This window comes from Paenibacillus vietnamensis (assembly GCF_020169515.1).
GTDB lineage: Bacteria > Bacillota > Bacilli > Paenibacillales > Paenibacillaceae > Pristimantibacillus > Pristimantibacillus vietnamensis.
Window position 1 is genome coordinate 461,935 of the sequence record NZ_JAHMHW010000001.1, and the last position, 16,147, is coordinate 478,081.

Here is a 16,147-nt window from a genome sequence, read left to right on the forward strand (position 1 = left end):
TAAACCCGGATGATGCTGGAGTCGCCCGACTGGGAAGGTGAGAGCTTTGAAAATCAAATCTGCCCTCTTAATATTACTAGTCGTCATAGGTGCAGCAGCTGTCGGACTGATTTATTATCAACAAATAGCTGCTGACGATGAAATCAATTTACCCAAAACAGAAAGCATTGAAGTGGGGCAGGGCATAAACATGGAGTTTGTTCTCATTCATCCGGGAACATTTACTATGGGCTCTCCTTTGGGTTCGGAAGAAAGCGGGGACGAAAGTCCGGAACACAAAGTCACGATCACCAAACCATTTTATATTGGAAAATATGAGGTGACCCAGGAACAATGGGAACAGCTTATGGGAATCAATCCAAGCACATTCAAAGGCGATAAGCGACCGACCGACAGTGTGAGCTGGGATGATTCTCAATTGTTTTTAAAAAAACTACAAGAAAAGACCGGACATTCATTTACCTTACCTACGGAAGCGCAATGGGAATATGCCGCACGTGCAGGCACAAGCACCCGATGGAATTTTGGCAGCGATGAATCCGTTTTAGGCGACTATGCCTGGTTTGCGGAAAATTCCGATGAGGGGACTCATCCGGCAGGTCAGAAAAAGCCGAATGCTTGGGGGCTTTATGATTTGTACGGCAATGTCCAGGAGTGGTGTTATGATTGGTATGCAAACCCCTACTTGTTAAGTGATGATTCCGACCCGCAAGGTCCAGATTCGGGTGAGTCACGCGTATTGCGCGGCGGGGCATGGGGAGACGACTCTTCAATGGTTCGCTCTGCCTATCGTAACGCTTCCGGATCTGACAATCGAGCTCCCGGCAGCGGGATCAGGGTTGTAATGGTGATCGATTAAAAGGGTGCGCTTGGGAAGCCAATGTTTGGAAAAACAGCCTTGTACGGCAATTGCCGCACAAGGCTGTTTTTTATGTCGTTTAGTCCTCAAAAATAGCAACCGGACGGGCCCAGCCTCCGCTCGCTTTCTCCACTTTCACCGGAAAGCAGCTGACTTTAAAGCCGAATGGCCGTGGAATTTGGTCCAAATTGGCCAGCTTCTCGATCTGGCAGTATTCGTAGTCCTTACCGACAAAATGCGCTGCCCATAAGACGTCATCCCGCGGATTCTGTTTGTATGATTCGGCTTGCAGGTTGAGCGGTATATCCCAGCCCCAGCCATCGGTACCGACCACCTTGATGCCCTGATTCAGCAGCCAGCGAGTCGCTTCGGCCGATACCCCTGCATGAAGGAACGCATAATGATCATTATAAAGACGCTTGTCCGCATCGCACCGGATAAGGACGATATCAAACGGTTTGAGTATGTAGCCGATCCGCCGAAGCTCGGCGATAAGATCATCCGTTGTGATCTCGTACCCCGGCAGCTTCGCGCTGAAATCGAGCAGCACGCCGTCGGAATAAAACCATTCGAGCGGGAGCTCGTCAATCGTTCTTGACGGTTGCCCTTCCGACGTCGGCCAGTAGTGCCACGGCGCATCTATATGAGTCCCCGAATGGGTATTCAGCGTCACCGTTTCCGTTGCCCACGCCCGGCTTTCCGGAAAATCTTCCGGCTTGAGGCCAAGAATCGCAGCAGCCTGCTGCGCTCCGTCCTCATGGCTCGCATAGTCGATCTTTGCGGGAAGCGGCTCCCGGATGCCAGGACTGAGCGGCACGCTCAAATCGATAAGCTTCATCAATTTCCCTCTCCTTAAATATCCAGATTCATTTTTTATTATATCATTTGCACGAAGTAAACGGTTTTTGGTAACAATATATTTCAGGAAGAAATGACCAATTCACGTAAAAGAGGATGAATATGAAGGGAATTACCTTTAAAGCCATTGCAATCATGAACGAAATCGATTTGAACAAAGTAGCTATGGATTGCGGCATTCCCAAAAAATACACATGGGAGCAGCCCCTGATCCTGAGAGGAGACATTCTTCGGTCGATTCTCCAGAAGGATGTGGACGAAGAGCAGCGGGTGCTTGTTTTTTCCTTTGGCAGCCTGGTGTTCATCAATCATTCAAACTATCATGAGATCACCGGTTTTCTGAAATATCTGCAAAGGTTCGAACCGGTGATGAACCTCCAGCAAATCGAAAGGTATACGGATGACTACAGCTTGCACATCGGTGACACCGACATGATCGAATTGACTGATGAATATGTTGTCGTGCCGTCCTATGAGGATTATTATCCGGAATTGATATCGACTGTTCTGGCCAAATCGGTAGCGCTTGAGAAGAACGAGGAGCAGCTGGGGAATATTCAGGACAGCCTCGAAACGATGATAGACCGGGTGGAAAGAGGGAAGCTGCGGGTCGGCAACAAGGAGCTGGCGAGAACAACCGCCAAAATCGTACGTCACGAGTACAATACGCTAGCGTACGTCATGATTCTGGATAAGCCGGATATTACGTGGGCTAACAGCTCTGCAAACGATTTTTACGACAAAATGTTGGAGTTTTTCGAACTAAACGACCGATACAAAATATTGAAGAGCAAGACGGACATTTTGTATCACATTATGGAGGGTTTCTCGAACATGAGCCATTCCATTCGCGGACTGTTCGTTGAATGGATTATCGTTATTCTGATTGTTGTGGAGGTGCTTCTAACGATTATGGAGTTTGCGGGTTGGATTTCTTAGTACATTCAAAAATTATTTCTTTCGAATTCCAAAAATGGATGTATAAATAGAAAAACAATCCACAAAATAACATTACATCCAGAAAAGGAGTGACATACATGAGCAGAAAAAGTTTAGTCGTTCCACAAGCACAAGCAGCTCTTGAGCAAATGAAATACGAGGTAGCCCAACAGTTTGGAATTCAATGGTCTCCGGATGGTTACAACGGGAATATGACGACTCGTGATGCAGGTACGATTGGCGGAAACATCACAAGAGCGTTAATCCAAATGGCAGAACAATCCCTTAGCTCGGGAGCAAGAAGATTCTAAATGACCAATAAAAAATAGCCCTCCTCCATCTCATAAGAGACTGGGGAGGGCTATTTTATATTTATTTTTCTATGGTTCAAAATTTCGAAGAGATTTAGAACTACATATCGATCCTATAGCAAGTGACGCTGAGTTTTCCTGACGATATGATCGGCTGTCCGGATCGCCAGCGCAACGGTCGTGAGGGTCGGATTGGACGCCCCCATAAACGGGATGACGCTGTTGTCCGCCACATAAAGCCCGTCGATGCCATGGATTTGCCCGTAGCGGTCGGTTGCGGACGTCTCGGGGTCGTCCCCCATGCGGCAGGTGCCGGACTCATGATTGCCGTAACCGATCGGGCGCAGGCAAACGTTGGGACGGCCGTTTTCCAGATCCTGCGTTAAACCTGCCGCGCGAATCGCTTGAAGATCCGCTCTTGCCGCCACTTGGATCGTTGCCAGATCCCGAGTGCTGTAGGAGAAATCGACTTGAACTCGCGGGATTCCGTCTTCATCCAATTGGCACGGATTTAACCGGACCCGATTTTCAAACCGCGGCTCCACAATGCCAAGCGCCAGAAACGCGATTCTCCGGTCTTCAAGGCGCCCTGTCCTGAAAATCTGAATTTGATAGGGATGGTTTTCAACTTGAGGAATGAGAAGATCGAAAAACTGCACATCATTAACCGGAGAATCCTCCGGTCTGAAGGTGCCGCTCGCCCGTATAAAGGAGTGATTAGTTAAATAGCGGCCGATCGCTTTCCCTGGAATGCCGGAATACAGCAGCAGGCGCGGAGTTTCCAGCCAGCTTGCCGACAGCACAACGTTTTTTGCGCGAATGAAGTGCATTTTTTTGTCCGGCGACATCACGTTTACTCCCCGGACGGCATGATGATCCCTGACAATCTGCACGGCGCGCGAGCGGACGGCCAGATCGAACGGTAAATGATTTAGCGCTTCGGCCATAAGGCTGAATGAGCTGAAATAAACCTCGGATTGAATTCGTCCGCTGACGGTTAACGTATCATACTCAAGAGCCATCGGCGAGTAGATAGCTTCCGGAAAGCCGCCCGTCCACAGCCTGCTGAGCAGCATCTCCGGAAGCGGAAAGGTGAGCGGCGGCCTTTCACTTCGATTCAGTATTCGTTCTGCGATGTTGTAATAGGGCTCGATTTCCTCATACGAAATCGGCCAATCGGCGAACACCGACGGAAGGATGCGTGGGATAATGGCGTTCCAAAACAGCGTTCTGCCTCCCAGCGCGTAAGTGACGCGAGCTTCCGGCAAATCCGGCACAGGCCGTGACAAATAAGTATAGTAATTGTCCAAGCGTCCGGACATAATCGATAGATTCCGTGCGTTTGTCGGCAGAACGGCGTCCCCCTGCTCGACGATTCCGACCCGCATGCCCGTGCCCCTCCATTGCTCGCACAACCGCCACAACGCTGACGCGCCGCCTGCTCCGCTGCCAACGATAAGCACATCATATTCCTGGTTCGCCATCTGTTCGAGAGGAGTTAATGGAATCCAATAATGTACAGCCGGAATCGGCGCTGACGGACAAGAGGTAATCGGAAGAGGCCCGGTGTCCTCCATTTTTATAATATCGCCTGTATCCGTTACGTAATATCTCATAAGGTCACACTCCGGAAAGGTAAAATGGCAGGACTTCGATATTTATTCGTATGTGGCCGTGGAAAGCTTCATGATTGAGGATAAGCAAACGGAGGTGTTAAACTTCCTGTTTCCAATTTACGGCTATTATATTAAGATATATAGAAGCGAACGGGTAAATCTAAAGCTGGTGCCAGGGATAGAGGCCTTCGAACGCCCCGTTCCGCACGATTACAAAACATATGGATGGTTAACGTGGTGAGAGAGAATTTTTCTCTCTCTTCTTTGTTTTAGAAAGGAGATGTTTCAATGAGCAACGATTATAACGTGCAAGCAAGAATGCCTGTCGTTACAGAATATTTAAAGCTTTGCACCGCAGTAGGCTGGAAAGACTTTATGAACTTCGATGCTGCGGAGCAATCTTTAAAATCATCCCTGTACGGGGTTGTTGTCGAATATAAGGATGAGATCGTCGGAATGGGCAGGGTAGTTGGAGACGGGCATATCTATTTTTATATTCAAGACATTGCGGTTATGCCGGAGCATCAGAACAAAGGAATCGGAAAGCTGATTATGGCTGCCATTACGGACTATATCAAAGAGCATGCGCCGGAGAAAGCTTTTGTAGGCTTGTTTTCGGCTCAGGGAAAAGAATCTTTTTATAATCAATTTGGTTTTCATCGGCACGATGGATTAACGGGAATGTTCGGAGTCGTTCATGAGAGGGAAATTAAATGACGAAAATAGAGGAACATTTTCAACCCTTTCCGGTCTTTGAGACAGAACGGACCTTGTTAAGAAAAATGACCTATGATGATCAAGACGATATGTTTCGTTACTGCAGCGAGCCCGACGTGTCAAAATATACGGTTTGGGATATGCATAAATCGGTGCAGGATACCAAGCAATTTATCGATTTTGTACAGCAGCGTTACGACACTCAAAAAGTTGGCCCATGGGGGATTGAGTACAAAGGAACAGGCAAAATCATCGGCAGCTGCAGCTTTGTGAGCTGGGACAACCGACAAGCAAGAGCCGAATTAGGTTATGTTTTATCGAAGGAATATTGGAATCAAGGTATCATGTCAGAGGTGATCAGCCGGATTATCGAGTTTGGATTTTCCGAATTACATTTGGTGCGGATTGAAGCCAGATGCCATCCGGACAATATCGGATCTGCCAGAGTAATGGAAAAGACGGGAATGAAATTTGAAGGGGTTTTACGGAAGTATATATTTGCAAAAGGCGATTATCAGGACTTGAAGATTTACTCGATTATTAGGGATGATTTGGGAAAGCAGTGATACCGTTATGGATACCATTCTTTATTTTGTCAGACATGCAGAATCTGTTTATGTGGAAGGTGTCTTTCGAGAAAAAAGTTTACTTTCAATCACACGGTTATGGGAGTGAACGCCATGCAAATCAGGAGATTGCAAGCCGGCGATTTTGACGTCTTTTGGCAGCTTCGGTTAAAAGCGCTTAAGGATTATCCGCAAGCCTTCGGCGCCTCTTATGAAGAGGCCGCTGTTCTTCCTCCGGAAGCGGCCAAGCAGAGGCTAACGAATACGGAAACCCGGTTTGTGCTGGGTGCGTTTCTCGATACCGGCGAGCTGGCCGGAATGGTCGGCTTCAGCCAAGAGAGCTCCAGGAAGATGCGGCATAAAGGCTTCGTTTGGGGCATGTACGTGGATCAGCCCTTTCAGGGGCGAGGCATCGGCAGAAAGCTGCTAAGCGAACTGTTTCAGATCGTCGAAGCGATAGAAGAAATCGAATTGGTGAACTTGATGGTCGTGGACAGCAACCTAAGCGCAGTCCGCCTCTACGAGTCGATGGGCTTCAAAACCTATGCGACCGAGATGAACGCTATGAAATTGGACGATTATACGTACGTCAATGAACATCTAATGGTCAAAAAGCTGGAGAGATAGCGATAAAACGGGGGTCTTATTTTGCAATATACGAATGTATTATTTGATTTGGACGGCACGCTGACCGATCCGAAGCTTGGCATTACGAAATCGGTGCAATATGCGCTGCGGAAGTTTGATATCCATGAAGAACATTTGGACAAGCTGGAGCCGTTTATCGGTCCTCCGCTGGCCAAATCTTTTATGGAGCGTTATTCCTTCTCCGAATCCGAAGCCGTAAGTGCAGTGGAGCATTACCGTGAATATTTCAAGCCTTTCGGGCTTTATGAAAATTCACTGTACAGCGGTATGATAGAGCTATTGAGCCTGCTAAAGGATCAGAAAAGAAGGTTATTTGTGGCGACTTCGAAGCCGACGGTTTTTGCCGCGGAGATCTTAAAGCATTTTGACATAGCAGGTTATTTCGAGCGAGTATACGGCAGTGAACTGGACGGCAGGCTGTCCGACAAAACCGAGCTGATCGGGCACCTGCTAAACGAAGAAAAACTGGATAAGCAGGCTGCGGTGATGATTGGCGACCGGAAGCATGACATCATCGGCGCCGCTAACAATGGAATTGCATCTATTGGCGTCGGATACGGGTACGGCTCCGAGCAAGAATTAACGGACTGCAATCCGACATACAAGGTTAATACCGTAAAAGAGCTTAGACAGATATTCCTCACTGGCATGTAGACTCGGAGCATAGCTGAAACACTCCATAACCGTAAAAAAGCTTCCGCCTCGTCCGTGACATAAGACGAAGTCTGGAAGCTTTTTTCTCGCAACGCTACTGGTACCAATACCAAACCCGGACGCTAGCCCTTACCGTCAATTGCCCCGGCTGGATCGGTGTCCCCGCGGCGTCTGCCTTCTGCAGGGAGAGCGCAAACGGTACGGGAGGGGGAGCTTGCGTCAGCTCCTGGACCTCACAGGGGATGGCTGCAAGCGCAACGCCCAAGCTGGCGGCGATCGTCTCGGCTTTTCTGCGCGCATTGGCGATGGCAAGAGATAAGGCTTCATCCTCATACCTTTCGGGCTCCGACAAAGTAAACTGAAGGCTGGACACCTGATTGGCCCCGTGGGCAACCGCCGTGTCGATCAGCGCTCCGACCGAATCAACCATATCGGTTCTAATTTGCAGAAGATGAGTGATCTTGAAATCGCGGAACACCTGCTGTCCTTCAGGGAAATCGTATTGCGGCTCAATCCGGAATTCGGCCGTCTGAATTTGTTCCCGCGGCAGCCCCAGCGCCAATAAAGCTTGAATGATGCCGCTGACCGCTTCTGCGTTCTCGGCCTGCAGCTCCTGCAGCTCCTTTCCTTCCGATATGGCCCCCAGCACGATGACCGCCTCGTCAGGAGTGGCGGAACGTTCGCCCTCGCCGGTAACTTCGATTGTGAACGGACATTTGGAATGCCCGGTTGCCGCCTGGCCGGCAAAATTCGTTTTCATCGCATGCTCCTTTTTGGTGCTTTTATACCGATATATATGAGGGATTGCGGCGAATTAGAGCGAATTGGTTTTAAGCAGCTGAGAGCAGCTGAGAATACTTCCCGCTTTTACAAATTTTACAGACACAGGTGACAGAGACTTAACACTTCCTCCTTATGCTTGTCCTTGTAGAGGATAATAAAGATGAGGAGTGGACAGCTTGAATAAATCGATGGACCGCAAAACGTTTTTGTCTTACTTGGGTACGGGGGGCGGCAGCCTTGGCTACAGCTTCGGCGGGATTGGGCGCTTTGAACGGCAAAGCCTCCGCTGCGTCTGCAACGGCCGACCATCTCTTCGGCTTCGGAACGAACCGGGTAAGCGGCTATTTCGAGCCGATTGAGCCTTCCAAGGCGGACAAACTGATTTTGCCTAAAAATTTCAAATATGACGTCGTAGCGGCATTCGACGATGTCATTAACCAAGCAGGCGAGCGTTTCGGCTCTGGCTGCGATTATAATGCATTTTTCCCGCTTAAGGGCTCGAATACGAGAGGATTGCTTGTCAATAACCACGAATACAGCACGATTTTCTCGATCGGTCCGGTGAAGGACGGCAAGATGACGGCGGACCAGCTCCACAAAAACTTGTACTACCAAGGCATGTCCGTAATCGAAGTTTACCGCGATGATAAAGGCGTGTGGAAGATGGACACGACCTCGACATATGCCCGCCGCATCAACGGTTATACGAAATTCGAAATGACAGGTCCGGCAAAAGGCGGCACGGCGCTCGGCGGCGCAACGACGGCTCAAGGCACGTTCGCGAACTGCTCGGGCGGCGTAACGCTGTGGAACACGGTTCTGTCCTGCGAAGAAAATTTCGCGGAAACGGCTGCAGCTTCCAAGCTTCCGGAAACGCATTACGGCTGGGTCATCGAAGTGGATCCGTTTGACAAATCGTATTTGAAAAAGCATACGGCTCTCGGCCGCTTCAATCACGAGAACACGGCGATGGGACTTGCCAAGGACGGACGCGTCGTGGTGTACATGGGCGACGATAAGAAGGACGCTTGCGTCTACAAGTTTATAAGCAACGGGAAATACGAGAAGCAGAAAGGCCGCGCCAATTCCGCGCTGCTCGAGGACGGTACGCTGTATGTGGCTAACCTGAAAACCGGAAAATGGGTGCCGGTTACGCTGGAGGAAGTGTCGAAGGCGATTAAGGAAAAGCCGGAGCAGCAAAAGAAATTCAAAACGCAGGGCGATGTTGTCACATATTGCCAGGAAGCCGCTATTTTGGTAGGCGGAACGCCGACCGACCGTCCGGAGGATATCGAAATTTCCCCGTTCGACAATACGGTTTTCATCTGCCATACGAACAATGACAACCATGGCAATATTCACGGCCATATCACGCGTATCTTCGAAGCGAAAGACGACCTGGCTTCGCTCGAATTCGATTTTGAAATTTTCGCTGCCGGCGGACGCCAGTCCGGCTTCAGCTCCCCGGATAACCTGGCATTCGATTCGAACGGGCATCTGTGGGTTGTAACGGACATTTCGAGCAGCAGCCAAAATAAAGGCGTTCACAAATCGTTTATGAACAATGGCCTGTTCGTCATTCCGACAAGCGGACCGGATAAGGCGGTCGCTCTGCAGTTTGCTTCGGGACCGGTGGAAAGCGAGCTGACCGGACCGTTCTTTACTCCGGATGAACAGACGCTGTTCCTGTCGGTTCAGCATCCGGGCGAGAATACGACGGATCTGAACAACCCGACGAGCAAATGGCCTCACCGTCCGGGCGACAGCAAGGCGCGCTGCGCGGTTGTCGCGATCAGCGGCTTTAAGTTGGGTTAATTGAACGACAAACTCGGGAAATTCTCACGCAGCCGGGGACTTCGCGTTCGCGGCTGCCATACTATTTTAAAGGAGATGTTTTTATGCCGTTTGGTAATATTGGTATCGGGGGCTTAGTGTTAATTCTCATTATTGCGCTTATTATTTTCGGACCTTCCAAGCTGCCGGAGCTGGGCAGGGCTTTCGGCAGAACGCTGAGCGAATTCAAAGGGGCTACGCGCGGTCTCGTGAACGGCGAGGATGAAGGAAAGCAAGAGGACGAGGAAGCGAAGAAGGCAGCGCCTGCTGCTGGCAAGTAAAATGAAAAATCCGAACGATCAAAGCTTAATCGGCCATTTGGAGGAAATGCGGACAAGACTGATCCGGACGCTTGTTTCCTTCCTGGTCGCCATGGCGGCCGCCTTCCTGTACGTGGAGGAGATTTATGATTGGCTGGTGAGGGATATGGAGCAGAAGCTGGTGCTGCTCGGTCCCTCCGAGGTCATCTGGGTTTATATGATGATCGCAGGGGTAGTGGCCATCGCCATTACGCTTCCGGTCGCAGCCTACCAGATCTGGAAGTTCGTTACGCCCGCGCTGCCGAACTCCACGAAGCGGGCCGCGCTGCTGTTCATTCCAGGCATCAGCGTCTTGTTTGCAGCCGGCATCTGCTTCGGTTATTTTATCCTCTTTCCGATGGTGCTGCATTTCATGAATCAGATGGCGACGGGATCGTTTGAAACGATGTACACGGCGCAAAAATATTTTACGTTCATGATCCATATGACAGTGCCGTTCGGCCTGTTGTTTGAAATGCCGGCTATCGTGATGTTCCTGACGAAGCTGGGCGTACTCAATCCGGTTCGACTGGCCAAAGCGCGAAAGCTTGCCTACTTCGTGCTTGTTATCGTCGCGGTTACGATTACCCCGCCGGATATTTTGTCCGACATTATCGTCGTTGTACCATTGTTCCTCTTATATGAAATCAGCATTACGATTTCCAAATTCGTATACCGGAATCAGCTCCGGGCGCAGCAGGAAATGTACCCGAGCACAAAATAAAAGAGCGGCCGCGGCCGCTCTTTTTCCATCTTTAATGCCGTTTCTCCAGCATGCGAATCATAACCATAACCAACCGACAAATCCGCAAAAAATGCCGGCTAAAATAACCGAGCCCAAAACGAAAACGAGCACTTTCCTCGGAAAAGCCTTGGAAACCAGAAGCAGCGAGGGCAAGCTGATCGCGGGAAGCGTCACAAGGAGCGCCGCGGCAGGTCCCGTGCTAATGCCTAACATCCGGAACGATTGAATGATCGGAATTTCGGCTGCCGTAGGAATAACGAACAAAGCCCCGACGATTGCAAACAGAATAATGGCGGCAATTCCTTCATTCAGCCAGACAGGAAACATGTAGCTTTGCAATGCGGCTAATGCAAATACGGAGATCAGGTAGACGGGAGCAACCTGCAGAACCATTTTCCCAAAGCTTGTGCCCCACCTGATCCACACGGATGCGGATCGATCTTCTCTGGACGAGAGCTCTCCAGCGGCGATGGCATCCGTTATTTTCTCCTGCCGTGCAAACCGGTTGGCCGCATAGCTAACCCCAAAGGTAATGAGGAGGCCGAATACAAGACGCAGAACGGTATATTTCCAGGATAAAACGAAGGTCATGAAAATAAGCGTTGCCGGGTTCAGAAGCGGATTCCCGAGCCAAAAAGCAAGGCTTGCACCAACCGACACTTGCTGTTTCCGCATGCCTGATGCAATGGGAGCCGCGCAGCAGGAGCACATCATGCCGGGAATGGAGGCTGCCCCTCCAAGCACCGTACTTTTCATGGATGAACGCCCGAGCAGCTGGTACAGCCAATTTGCCGGAAGCAAAGCCTGAATGAGAGTAGCGATGAGCATTCCGAGCAAGGCGGCTTTCCAAACCGATTTAAAATAAGTGATGGTGTATTGCAAGGCAGATTCCCAAATGGACAAAGCCTGATCCGTATTTATCCCAGTTAATATAGAAGTGCCGATCGAATGCTCGTTCATTGCCGTAAGAGCCTTTAGATAATAAGGCCACCATTTCACATAGGACAATCCGATTGCGGTCAACAGGACGAATAAGCCGATGAACAGCCATTTTTTCCGGTTAGATGGCTGATTGAGAAGTTTTGAGTGATGGACCGTTGACATATTAACCTCCGAGCGATTAGAAAAAGTTTTTACAAGCTATTGTGGATTATATCATAGACCTCCTCCTGAGAGTGAACAATAAAATTTGCGTTTTCAACGCTCTGCATGTACGATTTCTATAGTAAGCGTGAACACGAATGCAAGAAAGGAATGAAGACGATGAGCGAGTATGAAAATATAAAATTAACTTCATTATCCAGCAAGGGAGGCTGCGGGTGCAAAATAGGTCCTGCCGACTTGAAGCAGGTGATCGGGAGCTTGCCGGTTGCGGAGCAGCATCCGGATTTGCTTGTCGGTATCGACACAAGTGACGATGCCGGCGTATTTCGGATAAGCGATGAGTTAGCCTTGGTTCAAACGGTCGATTTCTTTACGCCTATCGTCGACGATCCGTATTCGTTCGGCCAAATCGCAGCCGCGAATGCGATTAGCGATATTTATGCGATGGGCGGCAAGCCGCTAACGGTGCTGAACATTGTTGCTTTTCCGATTACGACATTGGATAAACGGATTTTGGCCGATATTCTCCGGGGGGCGGCGGATAAAGTGAAGGAAGCGGGGGCCACTCTGGTCGGCGGTCATTCGATTGACGATAAAGAGCCTAAATTCGGTCTTGCCGTTACCGGCCTCATCCATCCCGACCGGATTAAAACGAACGCAGGTGCCAAAGCAGGCGATAAACTGATTCTGACAAAGCCGATTGGGGTAGGGATCCTTACTACATCCATCAAGAAAGACCAGCTTAGCGCAGCCGAGGTCGAAAGACTGACGAGCGTTATGGCGACGCTTAACAAAACCTCCGCCGAAATCATGAGCAAATACGAAGTAAACGGATGTACCGACGTTACCGGCTTCGGCTTAGTCGGACATGCTCTGGAAATGGCTAAAGGAAGCGGCGTAGGCATTACCCTTGTAAAGGATTCGGTGCCGCTGCTGCCTCGCGTGAAGGAGCTGGCGGAAAACGGCTTTGTACCGGGCGGGACCAAAAACAACTTTATGCATGTAAAAGACGACGTCGTGTTCCCCGAACATTTGAGTCAGGTGGATCAGTGGATTTTATGCGATGCGGTCACGTCGGGGGGATTGCTTATTTCCGTAAATCCGGAACAAGCCGTAGCTCTGCTGGATGAACTCATCCGAGGCGGCGTCGAAGCGAGTATTATAGGTGAAACAACGGCGGAGGGCGCCGGCCGTATTGTCGTGAAATAGCTGCTGGAGCAGGCACAAAGAGAGATAGAGAGGGTAATTCATATGTTTCAAGACATAACGGTAGATGAATGGGCAGTACTCCGGTCCAATAAGGAGCTTGTGCTGATCGATGTCAGGTCACCGTCGGAGTACCGGGCGGCGACGGTTCCAGGAAGCTTAAACATTCCGTTATTCGACGATCAGGAGCGCGCGGAAATCGGAACTTTATATAAGCAGGTAAGCGTGCAGGCCGCTAAGGAAAGAGGCCTCGAAATCGTTTCTGCAAAGCTGCCGTCTTTTATCAAACAATTTTCCGAAATCAATCATAAAAAAGCGGTATTTTGCTGGCGCGGAGGAATGCGCAGTAAAACGACAGCCACTTTATTGTCCCTGATGGGGATCCATGCTTACCGGTTATCGGGCGGCTACCGCGCGTATCGGCAGTGGGCGGTCGAACAGCTGCAAACGATCCGGTTTGCGCCTCCAGCCTTTGTTTTGCATGGGCATACGGGCAGCGGCAAAACCGCGATTTTGCAAGGGCTGAAGCAAAAAGGACATCCCATATTGGATATTGAAGGGATGGCCGGGCACCGGGGTTCTATATTCGGAGAGATCGGACTGCAAGCCCATAATCAAAAAACATTTGATTCTCTGCTGCTAAACGAACTGCATGCAAACAGCTCCGCTCCGTATGTTATTTTTGAGGCGGAAAACAGGAAGGTCGGAAAAGTTACGCTTCCCGAAGTGCTCATGGACAAGAGGGCATCCGGATATCATATTCTGATTGAATTGCCGCTTGAAGCACGTGTACGCCAAATTATTGAAGACTATAGGCCTTGGGAGCATCCGGAGGAGTGTATGAATGCCTTTAAGCGGATCAGGGCCAGAATCCATACTCCTGTCGCAGCCGATATCGAGTTTTTTTTGAAAAACGAGCAATATGATACGGCAGTAGAGCTGCTGCTCATCCACTATTACGATCCGAGGTATTCGCATTCCTCCGGTCTCCATCAAGAAATCATTTCTTCCGAAGTGAGAGCCTCGAGCGTCCAGGAAGCATTGCTCGCGGTCGAACAAATTGTTGGAACGGTGTCAGGACAGAGCGCATAAGATCGGCGTTTGAATAAAGAAGCCTCAAGCTGTTTGGTGAAAACGGCTTGAGGCTTCTTGTCTGAACGTTATCTTTTTGCTTTGAAATGGACGACCGCACTGTAATGAATTTTTTCCGTCTTCGGGTTAAAAACGGTTTGATGAGTGACGCTGTAAACGTCAAGCAGCAAAGCTTTATTCGTCTCGATCTGCTGATCGATTTTCTGCTCCAGCGCCTTCAGGTCGTACGCTTCAAAAAATTCAATCTTCGTTTCTATCAGGTCTAACCGGAAATCCATTTGTCTTGTCTCCTAAGCAGGGAATAATAGAACGATTCTATTATACATGCGCGGGCGGAGAGTTACAAAGCCTCGGTACGGGGCTTCAGCTTCGCCTCGTCGCCGGCGGCTTCCGCTTCCCAAAGCGCTTCGATCTGCTCCAGCGATTTTCCTTTTGTTTCCGGCACGATGCGCCACGTGAAGAAGAAGGCCAATACGGCCATGCTGCCGTAAATCCAGAACGTAGCTGCAGGTCCTGCCGAGCTCAGCATAGGCGGGAATGTCTGCGAGACGACATAGTCGGCCGCCCAAAGCGCCATTGCGGCGATCGCCGTCGCTTTGCCGCGGATCCGGTTCGGGAAGATTTCAGAGATGATGACCCATACGACAGGCCCGAGCGAGACCGCAAACGATGCGACGTAAAGCAGGATGAAGATGAGAACGAGCGGCCCTGCCGCATGGCCGGTCTGGAAGGCGATGCCAATGACGAGCAGACAAACGGCCATTGAGGCGGAGCCTGCGAGCAGCAGCGCTTTGCGGCCGACCTTGTCAATCAGCCATAGGGCAACGATCGTGAAGACGAAGTTGATAAAGCCGACCAGAATCGTCTGCACCAGCGAAGCGTTGGTGCCTGCACCCGTTTCCTTGAAAATTTCCGGGGCATAATACATGACGGCATTAATTCCGGTTACCTGCTGGAGAATAGCCAGCCCGACACCGGCGAATAAAGCGATTCGGAGCCCGGGTGCAAAAAGCTGCCGCAGCGAGCCGCTTTCCTCCTGCGCGAACGACTGCTTGATGTCCACGACCTCCTGCTTGGCGAGCTCTTCGCCGTGGATTTTCAGCAGGATCGGCAGCGCATCTGCAGGGCGCCCCTGTTTGATGAGCCATCTTGGACTTTCAGGCACAAAGGCAAGCAGAACCAAGAACAAAATGCCGGGTACGGCCCCGACGCCGAACATCCAGCGCCAAGCCGATTCTACGGCCCATACTTCATCGCCCGAGCCGGAAATCCACAGGTTCACGAAATAAGTCAGAAAAATTCCGCTAACGATCGCCAGCTGGTTGAGCGCCACCAAACGGCCCCTGTATTTGGCTGGTGCGATCTCGGCGTTATAAAGCGGGCAAAGGGTGGAGGTAATGCCGATGCCGATACCGCCGACGATTCGCGCGATGACGAACCAAGTGAAGGTTTCCGGCAAAGCCGTCCCGACCGAGCTGATGACGAAAAGTACCGCCGCGGCGATCAGCACTTTTTTCCGTCCGAACCTGTCACTTAGTATGCCCGATACTGCCGCGCCTACGATACATCCGATAATCAAGCTGGAGACGGCCCAGCCGACTTGCAGCTTGGATAGCTCAAAGTGCTGCTCCATGAAGCCGACCGCCCCCGATACGACGGCCGTATCGAAGCCGAATAACAATCCGCCTAAAGCGGAAATGATTGAAATGAGCGTGACGAATCTTATGCTTACTTGTCCGTTTTTATTGCTTGTCGCTGTTTCCATTTCCAAATTCTCCTCTCTGTATTTCCTTCCGGCCTTGAATTGAGTTCATTATAGCACGCGTCAGCCCGCGGCCGGCGGGCGATCTCCTGCACTTATCGGAGGTATTCCCGCACAATATTAGGGTGAAGGGAGGAGGAGCCGCGACCGGGACC

17 protein-coding genes and 1 pseudogene are annotated in these 16,147 nt (G+C 50.4%); 12 read left to right on the top strand and 6 right to left on the bottom strand.

The genetic code is table 11. From position 1 onward, the window contains the following. Positions 1 to 37: 37 nt before the first annotated feature. Positions 38 to 859, top strand: coding sequence for a formylglycine-generating enzyme family protein (locus KP806_RS01835; protein WP_224721842.1), 822 nt, complete (start codon positions 38 to 40; stop codon positions 857 to 859). 79 nt (positions 860 to 938) lie between these two features. On the opposite strand, the gene KP806_RS01840 is transcribed toward KP806_RS01835, so the two are convergent. Next, positions 939 to 1,697 carry a cyclase family protein gene (locus KP806_RS01840; protein ID WP_224721843.1) on the bottom strand — a complete coding sequence of 253 codons (759 nt, stop codon included), beginning with the start codon at positions 1,695 to 1,697 and terminating at the stop codon, positions 939 to 941. 122 nt (positions 1,698 to 1,819) lie between these two features. On the opposite strand from KP806_RS01840, the gene KP806_RS01845 reads away from it, so the two are divergent. Together KP806_RS01845 and KP806_RS01850 are read left to right on the top strand one after the other, a co-directional pair. Beyond that, positions 1,820 to 2,656 (top strand): RMD1 family protein, encoded by an 837-nt coding sequence (locus tag KP806_RS01845; protein ID WP_224721844.1) that lies wholly within the window; start codon positions 1,820 to 1,822, stop codon positions 2,654 to 2,656. A 98-nt stretch (positions 2,657 to 2,754) separates the two neighbouring features. Beyond that, on the top strand, positions 2,755 to 2,967 hold the full coding sequence (locus tag KP806_RS01850) for an alpha/beta-type small acid-soluble spore protein (protein ID WP_224721845.1): 213 nt from the start codon (positions 2,755 to 2,757) through the stop codon (positions 2,965 to 2,967). A 113-nt stretch (positions 2,968 to 3,080) separates the two neighbouring features. Here KP806_RS01850 and KP806_RS01855 read toward each other — a convergent pair whose 3' ends face one another. Beyond that, positions 3,081 to 4,583, bottom strand: coding sequence for a GMC oxidoreductase (locus KP806_RS01855; protein ID WP_224721846.1), 1,503 nt, complete (start codon positions 4,581 to 4,583; stop codon positions 3,081 to 3,083). A gap of 288 nt (positions 4,584 to 4,871) precedes the next feature. Here KP806_RS01855 and KP806_RS01860 point away from each other — a divergent pair, with 288 nt between their 5' ends. The 4 genes from KP806_RS01860 to KP806_RS01875 all read left to right on the top strand — a co-directional run bounded on the left by KP806_RS01860 (position 4,872) and on the right by KP806_RS01875 (position 7,168). Beyond that, a complete protein-coding gene (locus KP806_RS01860; RefSeq protein WP_224721847.1) occupies positions 4,872 to 5,300 on the top strand; it encodes a GNAT family N-acetyltransferase in 429 nt (142 codons plus the stop codon). Further along, entirely contained in the window at positions 5,297 to 5,866 is a 570-nt protein-coding gene (locus KP806_RS01865) for a GNAT family N-acetyltransferase (RefSeq protein WP_224721848.1), read from the top strand. The genes KP806_RS01860 and KP806_RS01865 overlap by 4 nt, the downstream gene beginning before the upstream one ends. A 114-nt stretch (positions 5,867 to 5,980) precedes the next feature. Continuing rightward, positions 5,981 to 6,493 (top strand): GNAT family N-acetyltransferase, encoded by a 513-nt coding sequence (locus KP806_RS01870; RefSeq protein WP_224721849.1) that lies wholly within the window; start codon positions 5,981 to 5,983, stop codon positions 6,491 to 6,493. A 21-nt stretch (positions 6,494 to 6,514) separates the two neighbouring features. After that, complete coding sequence (locus KP806_RS01875; RefSeq protein WP_224721850.1) at positions 6,515 to 7,168, top strand: HAD family hydrolase; 654 nt, start codon at positions 6,515 to 6,517, stop codon at positions 7,166 to 7,168. A gap of 94 nt (positions 7,169 to 7,262) precedes the next feature. Here the strand turns inward: KP806_RS01875 and KP806_RS01880 are convergent, their stop codons facing one another. Beyond that, positions 7,263 to 7,928, bottom strand: a complete 666-nt coding sequence (locus KP806_RS01880) for an SIMPL domain-containing protein (RefSeq protein WP_224721851.1) — start codon at positions 7,926 to 7,928, stop codon at positions 7,263 to 7,265. A gap of 211 nt (positions 7,929 to 8,139) precedes the next feature. Here KP806_RS01880 and KP806_RS01885 point away from each other — a divergent pair. The 3 genes and pseudogenes from KP806_RS01885 to tatC all read left to right on the top strand — a co-directional run bounded on the left by KP806_RS01885 (position 8,140) and on the right by tatC (position 10,807). Next, a pseudogene (locus KP806_RS01885) lies at positions 8,140 to 9,766 on the top strand (PhoX family protein). Positions 9,767 to 9,849: 83 nt separating this feature from the next. Next, positions 9,850 to 10,065, top strand: a complete 216-nt coding sequence (gene tatA / locus KP806_RS01890) for a twin-arginine translocase TatA/TatE family subunit (RefSeq protein ID WP_224721852.1) — start codon at positions 9,850 to 9,852, stop codon at positions 10,063 to 10,065. Position 10,066: 1 nt separating this feature from the next. Next, entirely contained in the window at positions 10,067 to 10,807 is a 741-nt protein-coding gene (tatC, locus tag KP806_RS01895) for a twin-arginine translocase subunit TatC (RefSeq protein WP_224721853.1), read from the top strand. A 57-nt stretch (positions 10,808 to 10,864) separates the two neighbouring features. Here tatC and KP806_RS01900 read toward each other — a convergent pair whose 3' ends face one another. Further along, positions 10,865 to 11,932: a permease gene (locus tag KP806_RS01900; RefSeq protein WP_224721854.1), complete on the bottom strand. Its 1,068-nt coding sequence runs from the start codon at positions 11,930 to 11,932 to the stop codon at positions 10,865 to 10,867. Between the two features lie 159 nt (positions 11,933 to 12,091). On the opposite strand from KP806_RS01900, the gene selD reads away from it, so the two are divergent. Next, the gene (gene selD / locus KP806_RS01905) at positions 12,092 to 13,141 is read left to right on the top strand and encodes a selenide, water dikinase SelD (RefSeq protein WP_224721855.1); all 1,050 of its coding nucleotides are present in this window, start codon (positions 12,092 to 12,094) and stop codon (positions 13,139 to 13,141) included. Between the two features lie 42 nt (positions 13,142 to 13,183). Next, complete coding sequence (gene mnmH / locus KP806_RS01910) at positions 13,184 to 14,230, top strand: tRNA 2-selenouridine(34) synthase MnmH (protein WP_224721856.1); 1,047 nt, start codon at positions 13,184 to 13,186, stop codon at positions 14,228 to 14,230. A 68-nt stretch (positions 14,231 to 14,298) separates the two neighbouring features. On the opposite strand, the gene KP806_RS01915 is transcribed toward mnmH, so the two are convergent. Continuing rightward, a complete protein-coding gene (locus KP806_RS01915) occupies positions 14,299 to 14,508 on the bottom strand; it encodes a YrzA family protein (protein WP_224721857.1) in 210 nt (69 codons plus the stop codon). A 62-nt stretch (positions 14,509 to 14,570) separates the two neighbouring features. Next, positions 14,571 to 15,995, bottom strand: a complete 1,425-nt coding sequence (locus KP806_RS01920; RefSeq protein WP_224721858.1) for a sugar porter family MFS transporter — start codon at positions 15,993 to 15,995, stop codon at positions 14,571 to 14,573. Between the last annotated feature and the right edge of the window lie 152 nt (positions 15,996 to 16,147).